Here is a 13589-nt window from a genome sequence, read left to right as displayed (position 1 = left end):
GATGAACCATAAAAAAGCCCAGTACAAACTGAGCTGACCATTCTATTTCTGGTTACTTAGAGTTATTTCTGGTTACTTAGAGTTATTTCTGGTTACTTAGAGCTATTTGGTTTGCTTTTAAATTGCTTAATGCTTTTCTTTTTAGCTGTTCTTCGATTGGCCATTTTATCTTTAGGTGGACGCTTGCGAGCGGTCGTTTCAGATGCAGGTTTGTCGGTAACCGGGAAACCCTCTAATGGTTGCAGCACTAACGGCTTATTGGTCAAGGTGCGAATCGCATTGAGGTAGTCAGTTTCGCTGTGGCTAACCAGAGAGACCGCGCAGCCAGTACTTCCTGCTCTTGCTGTACGACCAACGCGGTGTACGTAAGTTGCTGAGTGAGAAGGTAATTCGAAGTTAATTACGACAGGTAATTGATCAATATGAATGCCTCTAGCCATCACGTCTGTCGCGATAAGCACACGAGTCTCGCCATTTTTGAAACTTTCTAATGCTTGCTCTCGTTCTTCTTGGCTCTTATTTCCATGTAACGCACTCACACTGATTTTGGCTTTATTCAATCGTTTGGTTAATGCATCGGCATTGTCTTTTGCGCCAATAAATACCAATACTTGCGGCCATGTGTGTTGATTGAGTAGTGCGATGAGCGCTTGAGCTTTACTGCCTTTGTTCACTAAATACAGGGTTTCTTCAATAGCCGCGACCACGCTGTTTTCTTGATGTGTCGTGACCTTAACTGGATTTGAAAGAAGCTCTTCAGCCTGACCTACTAATTCGGGCGGAAGTGTCGCAGAGAACAACAGTGACTGACGTTTGCTCGGTAGTGCTGAAGTAATCGCTTGAATATCTGGCCAAAATCCCATGTCGATCAGGCGGTCGGCTTCATCAAGAACCAATGATGAACACCGAGCTATATCCAGTTCATCACTTTTGATTAAAGCAAGTAGGCGGCCCGGTGTGGCGATGGCTAATTGTGGTTTAGTCGATAATTGTTGCTGTTGATCATCAGTATTTACGCCGCCCGTTAGCGTTACCAATTTGATATTGAGCGTTGTCGCGATCGGTTCTAAAGATTTGGTCACTTGAGATGCAAGTTCACGGGTTGGAACAATGATCAGTGCTTGCAGTTCATTCACATCTTGGTTGATGTTATTCAGTAAAGGTAAGCCGAACGCCAATGTTTTACCGCTGCCCGTTTGAGCCAATGCGAGTACGTCTTTCCCCGCAATAATGGTAGGAATTACCGCTTGCTGTATCTCTGTCGGCTTATTGAATTGAGATGAGAGCGCGGAGACGGTTTTTGCGTTAAGGGTGAGGCTATCAAATGACATAAATGAACCAAGTATCAAAAAGGAGGTGGAGTCTATCAGGGCTACAAATGTTAGAGAATCAGTTTTGTATGTTAGACGATAAACACATTCATTATACGCGCGAATTATGTCTGTTAGCTATACGCGATAATTAAGCGTTTATCATATTGTAATGGCACTGAATGGACGTACAATGTCCGCCCTAAAAATGTTCATGAAATGAGATCGAAATGAGTTGGGACAGTATCTGGCTGTTTATCGTTATCGTGTTTTTTATTGCCATTATCCCGGGCCCAAATGCGCTGTTGGTATTAAGCACAGCCTTAACTCAAAGGAAGCTGTTTGCATTTGTGAACGTGTTGGGCGTGTCATGTGGTTTCTTTTTTCATGCCTTTATCTCGGCTAACGGCATAAGCTTATTACTGTCGAACACTCCCATGGCCTTTGAAGGGCTAAAGTGGGCTGGGGTTTTGTATCTTGTCTGGCTTGGGTATAACCATTTTCGTGCGGCGCTGCGCGCTCAAGAGGGCGTGCTCTCTGTGGTCAGTGCATCGGGAAGTAAGCTTTATAAGCAATTTTTCAAAGGGCTTCTCACTAATCTACTGAATCCTAAAATTGTCCTGTTTTATCTTTCTATATTCCCTCAATTTGTTTCAACAGATGCGATTGTGACAGACAGTTTGATACTTGGTGCAATTCAAGCGTCAGTGGTGTCGATGTGGTTCTTAGTTGTGATCTTAATGGCGGATACCTTTAAGCGCTTGTTAGTTCAAAAGCGCACCTCGCAAATGATGAACATTGTGTGTGGGATTCTATTCGTGGGCTTCAGCATTCAGTTGGCATTGTTTCAGCTTTAGGGTGCGATGCGAAGAATTGGGTTTTTAGCTATTGGTTCAGTTCATTTCCGGCTTAGTTCTCGTTTCCATCTTAGTTTTCATTTCCGATTCAGTTCTCATTTTTTACTGAATGCTAAGCAATCAGTGTTTCTCTGTATAAATCTCTAAAGCATTAGCTCGGGAAGTCGATATAATTATTAGCTATCAATTTGGTGAATGTGTTTATTTGAGACCAATTGAAGCTACAGCCTATTGCTTGACCGAAATAACAGAGACAGGGAGTCACCAATGCGTGAAGATTCATTCACCCAGAAACGCAAATATTACCGCTTAAAGTACCCTCAAAAGGCTCGTCCGGTGATGCGAATTAAGGATGAGCTTTTTCATGTCAGCGAAGTTTCTGAAAAGGGTGTACGCCTGATGATGCGTAACATCATTCCGGTTTATCGTGGCTTTTCAATGGCCGGCACCTTGAGGTTGCATGACAACAACAGTATCGATATTAGCGGTGCTGTATTGCGACAAGAAGGTGACGAAGTGATCGTTCAGTTATCACAAGGTCCGAGCTTCAAAGATATGGTGTCTGAACAACGCCACATTAGGCAAAGATACCCAGTGTTTTTTGCTAGCCTCAGAGTGGCATAGAAAGCTTTTAAAGTTAGATTCACTCATCCAAGCCGATATTAAAAAGCCCAGCACTTTCACAAGTGCTGGGCTTTGTTCTATCTATAGCCCAGATTCTTATAAACCAAAGGCGATACAGGTAAAGCTAATGAGCTTAGTTCGCCTTATAGCTCGTCTACTGTAGCCCAAACTGCGGCTAGCATATCGTGACCAAACGCGACACTTCGTTCTGGAGACCAGCCGTAAAGTTCGTCAGCGTGACTGATGTGATCTTTAAATGGCATCTCGACGGTGTAAGTCAAACACTTGAATTGCTCACCAATCCAGTTTGTGCCAACTGTCATGTTTGCTTTGCCTGGTTCGTCTTTATCGTAACCAAATTCATCTTGGAACTCTGGCGTGATAGTGAGCAGTGCTTGCTTGAAGTGGCTCTCTAGCTTCGCGATGCGCTCGTTGTAAGAAGGTGTGCCTTCGCTACCTGCTACAAAGTTATATGGAATCGCTTCGTCGCCGTGAATATCTAGACACAGGTCAACGCCCGTTTCCAGCATACGCTCGCGAACAAGGAATACCTCTGGGCTGCGTTCCATAGAAGGTGATTGCCATTCGCGGTTCAGGTTTACGCCAATCGCGTTAGTACGCAGGTGACCGCGGATGCTGCCATCTGGATTCATGTTTGGTACAACTCTGAACACAACGCTGTCTAGAAGAGAGCGACCAACCGTATCTGTTTCATCAAGTAGGCGTTGTAGCAGGCCTTCGATCAGCCATTCAGCCATCGTCTCGCCAGGGTGTTGGCGACCAATAACCCAGATGTTTTTCTTCTCTTCACTTGGCTCGCCGATGGTTAGCAAAGTGATGTCGTTGTTGTCTAGCGTCTGACCTAGAGTTTCAAGCTTACAAGCAGGGTGCGTTTGAGCATTGTGCAGAAGATCTTGGTGACGATCGTATGAGTACGGCGCGAAGTACGCGAAGTACATTGAATCGTGTTCAGGGATGATATCGAAGCTTAATGTATCGCCATCGAACTGAGATGGGATACGGAACCACTCTTCACGGTCATACGATGCAACTACATCGTAATCTTTCCAGCCTTCAGGGTAGGCAGATGTTGCCAATTGACCGATTTCAAAGTGGTGAGATTGTTGAGCTTCACTTTCTAAGCGGAAGTGAAACCACTGAGAGATTTCAGTTTGGTAGTCTGCTGGGATCGTCAGTTGAATGTTTTGTGGTGAATCTGCAGAAACGACGTGAATGTTGCCGCTTTCGAAATTGCTGAAAATTTTCATTGTAGTTTTTATCTCGTAGTTGAGTTGCCGTAAGACTAGCACACTTTTTTTCGAGCAAACCACTAACTAAATCGTAATGAGATGTTATTTCAACTATCTACTTTTTAGTTCTCTACTTTGAGCAGTACTTCCTATCTATCGACGCTGACAAGTTGTACACCCACGACAGGCTGAACGTGTGTGGCGATCTAACTTGCTGCGTTGAACCTTACAATAAGCGTTTTTCAGCGCTCTTCTTCCTGAGAACCAATCATCGGGTTTTGACAGGATCAGATAACCATTAAAGCGTTTCATAAGCTCGACTCTATTTTGGTTGATGAACTTGCTATCAAACCCAATTTCGAAGTAATCAAGCGCTTGTTCAATCGAGGTGAAACTCGCCATTTTTTGTTGGAATTCTGTTTGGTTCATTGAGTGAGGAGTTTATGAAAAATAGATAGCCAATATTGTAATAGATTTACAATTTACTTCTTTGACTTAGAAAGCCGTTTTGTCTCGTTGATGTTGGATTAATCAATAATGAATATTTAACCGCTGCCTCTTATTTGGTGGGTGATTGTATCTGGTGGGGAATAATTTCGTGAAGTGACCTTGGGTTCTCATAAAGGTTCAATTTTTGTTCCTCAGAATGCGATTTATGATCCAAATCAAACTGATCTACCCCTAAAGTACTATTCTGATCTTAATTGTAACCAATTGTTGAAGATGATTAAGAATTATGACAATAAAAAAACGTTATATCGCACTAATAGCGGCGGTTGGTATAGGTATTGGCTGGTTAACCTTAGGGGGAACTGCAGCCGTTATGCACTATACATCGAGCACTGAGTTTTGTGTTTCTTGCCACACAATGGAAGCACCCCACAAAGAATACCAAGGTTCTGTACACTTCAGTAACGCAAAAGGCATTCGAGCTGAATGTGCCGATTGCCACATTCCAACTGATCCGATTGACTACGTGATCACCAAAGTAAGAGCGTCCAAAGACATCTACCACGAATTTATTTCAGGTAAGATAGACACGCCTGAGAAATATGAAGCACACCGTGAAGAGATGGCTGAGACAGTTTGGGCTCAATTCCGCGAGAATGACTCAGCGACTTGTCGCTCTTGTCACGAATTCGATGCAATGGAAGAGTTCGAGCAATCTCGTGATGCAGAAAAAATGCATGCTTATGGTCGTGAAAATAACCAAACGTGTATCGATTGTCACAAAGGCGTTGCACATTTTGCTCCTGAAGCTCAGCTAGATAGCAAAGCGTTCGATACCCTGATCGCATTTACGAAAAACACGCCAGCAGATGCGAAAGTGGTTTACCCAGTAACCGATATCGCAATGGGTGACTTCGGCAGTGTAAACCCAACAGCAGAACTGCAAGTGGTTAAGGCTGAAGGCGACAACCGTACTGTGACTTTGAATGCATTCCAAATGAAAGGTGCAGAGCAAGTGCTTTACTTCGGTGAAGGCCAACGTGCAATCGTTGCGACATTGACAGACAAAGGTCAAGAAGCACTGACTACTGGTGACTATAAAGCAGATGCTTATGGTAACGAGTGGCGTTCAGTTGCGCTAACGGGTGATATCACTTCTCCAGTTGTCGATAAACTAGACCCAATCTGGTCTTACGCAGAAGAATTGGACAACGTTTACTGTGCAACGTGTCACGCGAAAATTCCTTCAAACCACTTCACTGTGAATGCTTGGGGGCCTGTTGCGAAAAGTATGGGCGACCGTACAGACATTTCTGAGCAAAACCTTGAGCTGCTGACTAAGTACTTCCAAAACCACGCGAAAGACGTTGTTGGTCACTAAAGAGAATTAGAAGGATAAAATTATGACTAATATGACACGTCGTGGATTTATGAAAGGCACAGGTATTACAGCTGGTGCGTTGGCATTCACATCTTTGACGCCGATGAGCGCAATTGCTTCGGACAAACGTGGTTCTGGTGTTCTAACATCAGGTCGTATGGGACCAATGCTGTGTGAAGTGAAAGATGGCAAGTTAGTGTCGACGACGAATGCACTGGCACAAACGGTTCCAAATAGCCTGCAGACCACAGGCCCTGATCAAGTACACACCAAAGCGCGTGTTAAGTACCCTATGGTTCGTAAAGGCTACTTGGCTAACCCATCTGCACCTGAAGGTGTACGTGGTAGTGATGAATTTGTTCGTATCTCTTGGGATGAAGTGTACAAATTGATTCACCAACAACACTCACGTATTCGTCAAGAGCACGGTGCGGAATCTGTATTCGCAGGCTCTTATGGCTGGCGTTCAAGTGGTGTTCTGCACAAAGCGCAAACGCTTCTACAACGTTACATGAGCATGGCTGGTGGTTACTCTGGTCACTTAGGTGATTACTCAACAGGTGCTGCGCAAGTTATCATGCCGCACGTTGTGGGTTCGATTGAGGTGTATGAACAGCAGACGACTTACCCAGTTATCCTTGAGCACAGTGATGTGGTGGTACTTTGGGGCCTAAACCCAATTAACACCTTGAAGATCGCTTGGAGCTCAACCGACTGTGCAGGTCTTGAGTTCTTCCACCAGTTGAAGAAGTCGGGCAAGACAGTGATTGCGATTGACCCAATGCGCTCTGAGACTATCGAGTTTTTTGGTGACAACGCAGAGTGGATTGCTCCTCACCCAATGACTGACGTAGCCATGATGATGGGTATCGCACACACGTTAGTGAAACAGGGCAAGCACGATAAAGAATTCTTGGGTAAATACACAACAGGTTACGACGTATTCGAAGCTTACTTGATGGGTAAGGAAGACGGCGTAGAAAAATCTGCTGAGTGGGCGTCTGAGATCTGTGGTGTGCCAGTGAAGCAGCTTGAGCTACTTGCGGATATCTTCAGTAAGAACCGTACTATGCTGATGTCTGGCTGGGGTATGCAGCGTCAACAATACGGTGAACAACGTCACTGGATGTTGGTTACGCTAGCGACAATGCTAGGTCAAGTTGGCTTGCCTGGTGGTGGTTTCGGTCTTTCTTACCACTACTCAAACGGTGGTAACCCTGCTCGTGATGCAGGCGTACTTCCTGCGATTTCAGCGTCACTTGGCGGTGGTTCTTCGGCGGGTAACGATTGGGCTGTTTCAGGATCTGTGAACGCATTCCCTGTAGCGCGTATTGTTGAAGCGCTAGAAAACCCGGGTTCAAGCTACCATCACAATGGTCACAACCTAACGTTCCCAGAGATCAAAATGATCTGGTGGGCAGGCGGTGCGAACTTTACTCACCACCAAGATACCAACCGCTTGATCAAAGCTTGGCAAAAGCCTGAGCTGATTGTTATCTCAGAACCTTACTGGACAGCAGCAGCTAAGCACGCGGATATTGTTCTGCCAATTACTACATCGTTTGAACGTAATGATATGACGATGACGGGTGACTACAGTAACCAGCACCTAGTACCAATGAAGAAAGCGGTTGAGCCACAAGGTGAAGCGCGTAATGACTTTGATGTATTTGCAGACATGGCAGAGCTGTTAGCTCCAGGTGGTCATGAAGTATACACCGAAGGCAAAACAGAAATGGAATGGTTGTACCAATTCTACAAGGCTGCTCAACAAGGTGGTCGCGCTGCACGCGTGGCTATGCCGAACTTCAGCAAGTTTTGGGAAGACAATCAACTGATCGAAATGAAGTGGAACGAGAAGAACGCACAGTTCGTTCGTTACGCTGACTTCCGAGAGAATCCAATCATGAATCCACTAGGTACACCAAGTGGTAAGATTGAAATATTCTCGAAAACGATTGAAGGTTACAAGCTTGATGATTGTCCTCCACATCCAACTTGGATGGAGCCAACAGAGTACACCGGCAATGCTAAAGATGGCGAACTGCAATTGATGACAGCGCACGCGGCGCACCGTCTACATAGTCAGTTCAACTACGCGAAGATTCGTGAAGAGTACGCGATCGCAGACCGCGAGCCGATTTCAATCCACCCTGAAGACGCAAAAGCGCGTGGCATTAAAACAGGTGATTTGGTTCGTGCACACAATGGTCGTGGTCAAGTTTTGGTTGGTGCATTAGTGACTGATGGCATCAAACAAGGCTCTGTATGTATCCATGAAGGCGGTTGGCCAGATTTAGATAAAGATACAGGCCTATGTAAAAACGGCGGCTGTAACGTACTTACGTTGGATATTCCGACCTCACGTTTGGCGAATGGTTGTGCAGCGAACTCTGCGCTTGTGAAAATTGAAAAATACACAGGCCCAGTATTAGAACTGACGGCATTTGATCCACCTAAAAATGGCTAATCTTTAACGAGAAATAGCTAGTCGAATGAAGCCAGCCTAACCGCTGGCTTTTTTTATGATCTTTTTTGCGATGGAAAGACTATTACTGTATGTCGAGTAGACAACCCATAATAATCAACGACATCAAAGAAAGAGAGAAGCCCATGAATCGAATCAATCCAAAGAAACTACTTCGCAGTAAATGGACGGCCGTTAGCCCTTTGAAGAAAGAAAAGCACTTTATGGTCACAGAAGTTGAATTTGATGAAGGGGAAGTAGTGCGCTGCATGATAGAGGCAGTAATGACTAAACGAGAAGAAAACATCAATTGGCGAGAGCTTACTGATAATCAAAATTGGCTCCCAGGCTGGAAGTAGGGCTAGAAGCCTGTTTGATTCTAATCTGTTGTTAATGGCGAACTGGCGTTTATCGGATACTCGACGCACGCCCTTGCCAGTATTTAAGGCCTTCTAACACACCCTCAGCGTGTGTTGCTCTACTCGTGTATACGTTGTCTCTATCCGATAGGTGAGCAACCTCAGGATAATGATTAGCGACCAATATCGAGTTTACGCCCTCAATGGTGAGCATCGAGGTGTCGTTAGCAGAATCACCCGCTACGCACACTTCCGCAACGCTCAAATCATGTTGTTTGAGCAGATGATGAATCGCGGTAGCCTTATTGACGCCCTTCGGGGTGATGTCCAGATACCAGTCGTGAGAGTAGGTGAGATGTACATCCAATCCGTGCGATTCCAAACTTGATTCGATCAACTCATGTTGAGGATCAGACAGTTTCCCTTCAAAAGTAATCTTGTAATCACCTTGATGGTTTTCGAAGCGCTCACCCATAAAATCAAGTGGTGCGAGAGCCGTCTCTACCTTTGATTTGTTCCAAGAAGCTTCCAGTTGGTTATGCCAAACATGGTCTGTTTTTTGGGAATGAACATGATGAATTTTGGTGCCCACATCGCTAATAATACTGTGTGGCTTCGGGTAGTTATCCGATTCTAAACCCATTCGAATCGAAGGTAATGTTCTTCCTGTCGCGATGATAAAGCGAATATCAGGTTGTTCTGTGAGGTAATCAAATAGCTGGTTAACACCGTGAGATGAGCCTCCATCAAGCGTACCGTCAAAGTCACACACCAACATTTTTATCATTCGAATTCCTTGTCTTTTTCTCTATTTCGTCACGGGAAAATGCTTATTTCTTTTATAAAGAATGGCTCAGCAATGAGCACTCTACAAGTTGAAGTTCAGCTTAGATAATCACCAATTGGCAGTTTGCAGCAAGTATCACAGTTGGTGTGACGTATTAAAATTCTTGGTTGAAAAAGTTGATTTAGACTCGCTGATTTTAGCCGGTTGAGCTTTGGTTTTTAGGTAGAGATTGAGAGTTGATCTTATCTTTCCTACCGAGCTAACTTTCGACTCGGAAACATCATGAAAGCTTAATAAATAGTTCGTATTCGAATTATTTGTACACGAACTAATTGTGGCTTTTGTTGGTTCATTCAGCCTATTAATTGCTCTAATGTAAAATTAATATTCAATAATCTACGACTAAGTAACACATAATATTGGTAGTGCGTCTTTCTAATTTATCCCTTTAATTATCAGTAGTTTGTTATGTTTTTTCTTGTTTTTTCTTGTTTTTTTGTCTTGCTGTCACTGATCTGGTTTCGGTCTGTTACCTTGTTTTACCGAACGAAGCTCCTTGATTTACATGTGCTAATTACTTAGAGTGCTAATTGTTTTTCGGGTTTAAATAACCATTTTTAAGTTTAAATAACTGAGAAAGGATTAGATTACATGGATCCCATACTGGAAGTTAAGGGACTGTACAAGGTGTTTGGTGAAGACACCGACCGTGCTTTTACAATGATTAATGAAGGCGCAAATAAAGATAAAGTTTTCGAAGAAACAGGGCTAACGATCGGCGTTAACGATGTTTCTCTTAGTATTCAAGAAGGCGAGATTTTCGTCATAATGGGACTGTCAGGATCTGGCAAATCAACCCTAGTACGCCTTCTCAACCGCTTGATCGAACCTACCAAAGGCAATGTGCTTCTTCGAGGCAAAGACATTGCCCATATCTCAGAAGATGAACTCCGCGAAGTTCGCCGCAACAACATCTCGATGGTTTTTCAAAATTTCGCTTTGATGCCGCATATGACGGTCATCGAGAATGCCGCATTTGGTCTAGAGCTTGCGGGTGTTGAAGTTGAACAACGAAAGCAGTCAGCACTTGAAGCGCTTGAACGTGTTGGCCTTGGCGCATATTCAGAGTCTTACCCAGATGAACTATCTGGTGGTATGAAGCAGCGTGTGGGTTTGGCTCGTGCACTAGCATGTGACCCAGATATCTTGTTAATGGATGAAGCGTTCTCGGCACTCGATCCTTTGATTCGTACTGAAATGCAAGATGAGCTTATTCGCCTTCAAAATGACGATAAACGAACCATTGTTTTTATCTCGCATGATTTGGATGAAGCGATGCGTATCGGTGACCGAATTGCGATTATGCAAAATGGCGAAGTGGTTCAAGTAGGTACTCCAGACGATATTCTTAATAACCCAGCTAACGATTATGTCGAAGCTTTCTTCCGCGGTGTGAATGTAGCAAGCGTACTTACTGTGAAAGACATTGCGCGTAAGAAGCCAGCTGCGGTATTTAAAAAATCAGAACACGACGGCCCAGCGTCCGCTCTACAAATTTTGATGGATAACGACCGCGAATACGGCATCGTAGTTGAGAAGAGCAGCCGTTACTCCGGCATTGTCTCTATTGACTCGCTTCGTAAAGCTCACAAAGAGAACAAATCACTCGTCAGCGCGCAGCTCGATGATGGATTAACGCTGAACCCTGATTTACCAATCAATGATGTGCTTGGCCTAGTTGGTGGTGTGCCTTACTCAGTGCCTGTTGTGGATGAGCAAGGTAATTACTTTGGCGTGGTAACTAAGTCACGACTGTTACAAACATTGGATAAGGGGTAGATCATGTCGTCTGAACAAACAAATAATGACCCATGGTCTCAATCGGCTCCTGCAGCTCAACCTGCAAGTGACCCTTGGGGTCAAGCAGCTGATACCTCACCATCAGCAGATTGGTTAAGCAGCGAAACAGTTGAAGCGACACCTTTTGATCCACTGAACCCTTTTGCAGAGGCAGTTTTGCCTGTCGACACTTGGGTAGAGTCTGGACTGAATTGGTTAGTTGAGCACGGACGCCCATTATTTCAAGCGATTCGTGTGCCTATCGATTTTATTCTAAGTTCATTTGAAACGGCGTTGGTGTCTACGCCAGCACCATTCATGTTGATCATCTTGTTTCTTGTGGCGTGGCAGTTTTCAAACTTGAAGCTTGGTGTTGCAACGGCCGTGTCTTTGACTTTCATCGGCTTGATTGGCGCCTGGTCTGAAGCAATGACCACACTGTCACTGGTCATGACATCCGTATTCTTTTGTCTATTGATTGGCTTACCCATGGGTATATGGCTCGCCCGAAGTAACACGGCAGCCAAATTCGTGCGCCCAATTTTGGATGCTATGCAAACCACACCAGCCTTCGTTTATTTAGTACCGATCGTAATGTTGTTTGGTATCGGTAACGTTCCGGGTGTCGTGGTGACCATCATATTCGCACTTCCTCCTGTTGTGCGTTTGACCATCTTGGGTATTCAGCAAGTTCCGGAAGAATTGATCGAAGCGGGTCACTCATTCGGTGCAAGTAAAAAGCAGATGCTTTACCGAATTCAACTGCCACTTGCATTGCCAACTATCATGGCGGGCGTGAACCAAACACTGATGTTGTCGCTATCTATGGTGGTTATCGCATCAATGATTGCGGTAGGCGGTTTAGGTCAAATGGTACTGAGAGGTATTGGCCGTTTAGATATGGGACTGGCCGCTGTTGGTGGCTTAGGTATCGTTATCTTAGCCATCTTATTAGACCGCATCACCCAAGTACTGGGTGTCAACGCTGGTAATACAAAATTACGCTGGTATCGCATGGGACCTGTTTCCCTTGTACTGAATGTACTTAATCGCGGTAACAAATCAGAACTTCAATTAAGGAAAAACACCAATGAATAATTCATGGAAGAGTAAACTCGCAGTAAGCATCGTTTCTACATTAGCGGTATCGACTAACGTGTGGGCAGCAAGCCTACCGGGTGAGGGCGTATCAGTTCAGCCTGTTCAATCGTCTGTAGCGGAAGAGACGTTCCAAACATTGATCGTTAACCGTGCTCTAGAAGAACTGGGTTATGACGTGAAATCAACTCAAGAAGTGGATTACAACGTAGGTTACACTTCAATTGCAAAGGGTGATGCAACGTTCCTAACAGTAGGTTGGTTCCCGCTTCATGCTGACAAATACACAATGGCTGGTGGTGATGAGAAATTCTACCGTGAAGGCCAATATGTAAGCGGCGCTGCTCAAGGTTACCTAATTGATAAGAAAACGGCTGAAAAGTACAACATCACTAACATTGGTCAATTAACCGATCCAAAAATCGCGAAGCTGTTTGATGCGGACGGTGATGGTAAAGCAGATCTAACAGGCTGTAACCCAGGTTGGGGTTGTGAGATGGTGATTGAACATCAACTTTCAGCGTTCAAACTGAACGATACGGTGACTCACAACCAAGGTAACTACGCTGCAATCATCGCAGACACGATTTCTCGTTACCAAAAGGGTGAATCAATCCTTTACTACACATGGACACCTTACTGGGTAAGTGGCGTACTGGTGCCTAACGAAGATGTGGTTTGGTTAGAAGTACCTTTCTCAGCACTTCCTGGCGAACGTTCGAACGTGGATACGACGTTATCTAACGGTAAAAACTACGGCTTCGAAATGAACTCAATGCGCATCATTGCGAACAAAGAGTTTGCTAAGAACAACCCATCAGCAGCGAAGCTTTTTGAAATCATCAAACTTAACATCAATGATGTAAGCGCTCAGAACATGATGATGAGTAAAGGTAAGAACAGCTCTGCGGATATCGAAGCGCACGTAAACGGTTGGATCAAAGCGAACCAAAGCACGTTCGATGGTTGGATTACAGAAGCGAAGAAAGCAGCACTGTAACTTTGACTTGTATTTGTTCTGTCTTACCAGACACTTTGATTTGAAATGATGAGCGTGTTGAGTGATTGTGTAGAGTCACTCAATCACCTTCAAATCAAGTGAAATGGCGACAAGAGTGAACATTAAAAAGCCAGCAGTCTATTTGGATTTGAAGTGACCCCGTAAAG

The 13589-nt window shown here is 44.5% G+C and carries 12 protein-coding genes; 8 read left to right on the top strand and 4 right to left on the bottom strand.

Features of this window, described 5'->3' with window-relative positions; translation table 11 throughout:
• Positions 1 to 92: 92 nt before the first annotated feature.
• On the bottom strand, positions 93 to 1331 hold the full coding sequence (locus AB4307_RS21250) for a DEAD/DEAH box helicase (protein WP_017071932.1): 1239 nt from the start codon (positions 1329 to 1331) through the stop codon (positions 93 to 95).
• A gap of 209 nt (positions 1332 to 1540) precedes the next feature.
• On the opposite strand from AB4307_RS21250, the gene AB4307_RS21245 reads away from it, so the two are divergent.
• Together AB4307_RS21245 and AB4307_RS21240 are read left to right on the top strand one after the other, a co-directional pair.
• On the top strand, positions 1541 to 2167 hold the full coding sequence (locus tag AB4307_RS21245; protein WP_017060328.1) for a LysE family translocator: 627 nt from the start codon (positions 1541 to 1543) through the stop codon (positions 2165 to 2167).
• A gap of 267 nt (positions 2168 to 2434) precedes the next feature.
• On the top strand, positions 2435 to 2791 hold the full coding sequence (locus tag AB4307_RS21240; RefSeq protein WP_017060329.1) for a hypothetical protein: 357 nt from the start codon (positions 2435 to 2437) through the stop codon (positions 2789 to 2791).
• 143 nt (positions 2792 to 2934) lie between these two features.
• Here AB4307_RS21240 and AB4307_RS21235 read toward each other — a convergent pair whose 3' ends face one another.
• Together AB4307_RS21235 and AB4307_RS21230 are read right to left on the bottom strand one after the other, a co-directional pair.
• Positions 2935 to 4059 (bottom strand): M14 family metallopeptidase, encoded by a 1125-nt coding sequence (locus tag AB4307_RS21235; RefSeq protein ID WP_372132426.1) that lies wholly within the window; start codon positions 4057 to 4059, stop codon positions 2935 to 2937.
• Positions 4060 to 4194: 135 nt separating this feature from the next.
• A complete protein-coding gene (locus tag AB4307_RS21230) occupies positions 4195 to 4470 on the bottom strand; it encodes a nitrogenase-stabilizing/protective protein NifW (RefSeq protein WP_017060331.1) in 276 nt (91 codons plus the stop codon).
• Between the two features lie 307 nt (positions 4471 to 4777).
• Between AB4307_RS21230 and AB4307_RS21225 the strand changes: the two genes are divergently transcribed.
• The 3 genes from AB4307_RS21225 to AB4307_RS21215 all read left to right on the top strand — a co-directional run bounded on the left by AB4307_RS21225 (position 4778) and on the right by AB4307_RS21215 (position 8698).
• A complete protein-coding gene (locus AB4307_RS21225; RefSeq protein ID WP_372133402.1) occupies positions 4778 to 5872 on the top strand; it encodes a NapC/NirT family cytochrome c in 1095 nt (364 codons plus the stop codon).
• A gap of 22 nt (positions 5873 to 5894) precedes the next feature.
• Entirely contained in the window at positions 5895 to 8342 is a 2448-nt protein-coding gene (locus AB4307_RS21220) for a molybdopterin guanine dinucleotide-containing S/N-oxide reductase (RefSeq protein WP_372133399.1), read from the top strand.
• A 143-nt stretch (positions 8343 to 8485) separates the two neighbouring features.
• On the top strand, positions 8486 to 8698 hold the full coding sequence (locus tag AB4307_RS21215) for a TIGR02450 family Trp-rich protein (protein ID WP_017065368.1): 213 nt from the start codon (positions 8486 to 8488) through the stop codon (positions 8696 to 8698).
• 49 nt (positions 8699 to 8747) lie between these two features.
• On the opposite strand, the gene AB4307_RS21210 is transcribed toward AB4307_RS21215, so the two are convergent.
• Positions 8748 to 9485: an HAD-IIB family hydrolase gene (locus AB4307_RS21210; protein WP_372133396.1), complete on the bottom strand. Its 738-nt coding sequence runs from the start codon at positions 9483 to 9485 to the stop codon at positions 8748 to 8750.
• 651 nt (positions 9486 to 10136) lie between these two features.
• Between AB4307_RS21210 and proV the strand changes: the two genes are divergently transcribed.
• The 3 genes from proV to proX are packed head-to-tail and all read left to right on the top strand — an operon-like array spanning position 10137 to position 13422.
• The gene (gene proV / locus AB4307_RS21205; protein WP_048614446.1) at positions 10137 to 11324 is read left to right on the top strand and encodes a glycine betaine/L-proline ABC transporter ATP-binding protein ProV; all 1188 of its coding nucleotides are present in this window, start codon (positions 10137 to 10139) and stop codon (positions 11322 to 11324) included.
• A 3-nt stretch (positions 11325 to 11327) separates the two neighbouring features.
• The gene (gene proW, locus AB4307_RS21200) at positions 11328 to 12422 is read left to right on the top strand and encodes a glycine betaine/L-proline ABC transporter permease ProW (protein WP_105059296.1); all 1095 of its coding nucleotides are present in this window, start codon (positions 11328 to 11330) and stop codon (positions 12420 to 12422) included.
• Complete coding sequence (gene proX, locus AB4307_RS21195) at positions 12415 to 13422, top strand: glycine betaine/L-proline ABC transporter substrate-binding protein ProX (protein WP_372133392.1); 1008 nt, start codon at positions 12415 to 12417, stop codon at positions 13420 to 13422. Before proW ends, proX begins: the two co-directional genes overlap by 8 nt.
• Positions 13423 to 13589 lie beyond the last annotated feature (167 nt).

This window comes from Vibrio sp. 10N.261.52.C2 (assembly GCF_041471425.1).
Lineage (GTDB): Bacteria > Pseudomonadota > Gammaproteobacteria > Enterobacterales > Vibrionaceae > Vibrio > Vibrio crassostreae_C.
Note: the sequence above shows the minus strand (reverse complement) of the source record. Positions and strands in the feature narration are given on the sequence as shown.